Genomic DNA, 1,169 nt, shown 5'->3' with positions numbered 1-1,169 from the left:
CCCGCAGACGGTCGTCCTCGCCGACGACCTGACCCGCGAGGCGATCCAGGAGGGCCTGAAGGCGGGCCGCTCCTACGTCGCCGAGTCCAAGTCGGTGTCGCTGTCCTTCACCGCCTCGGGCCCCAAGGGCGAACACGCGGGTATCGGCGGCCGGTTGAAGGTGGACCGCGACGCCCCGGTCACGGTCCGCCTTGAGGTCACGGGCGCCCCCCGCTGCACGACCCGCTTCGTCACGGACCAGGGCGTCCTGCACACGAGCCCCGTCCTCCCCGTCTCCGGCTCGGGCACGGTGGAGTGGCGTACGACGGCTCAGTACGCGGCGTACGTACGGGCGGAACTGCGCCACGAGGCGGCGGTCGCACCGCTTCCGGGGGCGTTGGCGGCGTTCACGAACCCGATCTTCCTCGGACGTGACTGACGCTCCGCTGTAGCGTGCGCTTCCCGTCCTTGCCACGTCATGCTTGGCCCGTCTTCGTTCTCGCGGTCGCGGTGTGCTGCGGGCCCGGTGTCCCTTCGATGCGGCTCTGCTGGCGGGAGGAAAGCCGTCTCACGTAGCAGATGGCCAGCACGGCGGCCACGGTGCCGATGGCGTTGGCCGTCTGCGAGGTGAGGATGGTGTCGGTCGCGGCGCCGACGTAGTCCCTGTCGTACCAGCTGACCAGCGAGTCGTTCGCATACGCCAAGAAGTAGGCGAGCCAGCACCACCACCACGTGTGCAGCAGCCACCGTCCGGCGCCCGCCGACCGGCCGGTGGTCGCCGTCCAGATGTCGTTGCCGATCCGCTTGGGCAGGTAGAGGTTGACGACAGGGATGAACCAGGAGCCGGCCGCCAGCCAGGACGCGTGACGGATGCGTCCCGGCGCGAAGGCCTCGGCGTTGATCCGGGTGCGATGGAACCAGACAGCCCACACGTTCACCACGGCGGTGCCCACGATCGCAGTGAGTAGCTCGGCCGCCAACGACGCGGCCATCAGGTAATCGAAGCCCGCGATGAGCTCGGTGGTGGACGCGCCGTCCGTGGTGGAGAGCTCGGATTGAACAATCGAGAGGACCGCGGTCCGCAGCAGCAGCGCCAGTACATACACGGCGAGCAGGACGGCCAGAGCGATCGAGAGCCCACGGATCGAGCGGAGGGTGGGGGTGGTGGTGGGAGGCGGAGAGACGTGGAC

At 69.4% G+C, this 1,169-nt stretch carries 2 protein-coding genes; one reads left to right on the top strand and one right to left on the bottom strand.

The genetic code is table 11. From position 1 onward, the window contains the following. Positions 1 to 418: CehA/McbA family metallohydrolase domain-containing protein (locus tag G5C60_RS50715; protein ID WP_478504044.1), on the top strand; the 418-nt coding region annotated here is incomplete at its 5' end. Positions 419 to 455: 37 nt separating this feature from the next. Here the strand turns inward: G5C60_RS50715 and G5C60_RS50710 are convergent. Next, positions 456 to 1,169, bottom strand: a 714-nt coding sequence (locus tag G5C60_RS50710; protein ID WP_165271095.1) for a DUF4328 domain-containing protein, incomplete at its 5' end; no start/stop codon positions are given.

Origin of the sequence: Streptomyces scabichelini (assembly GCF_011045015.1) — a bacterium.
In the GTDB taxonomy this organism is placed as follows: Bacteria; Actinomycetota; Actinomycetes; order Streptomycetales; family Streptomycetaceae; genus Streptomyces; species Streptomyces scabichelini.
The sequence above is the reverse complement of the archived record's forward strand: the minus strand, read 5'-3'. Positions and strand labels throughout refer to the sequence as shown.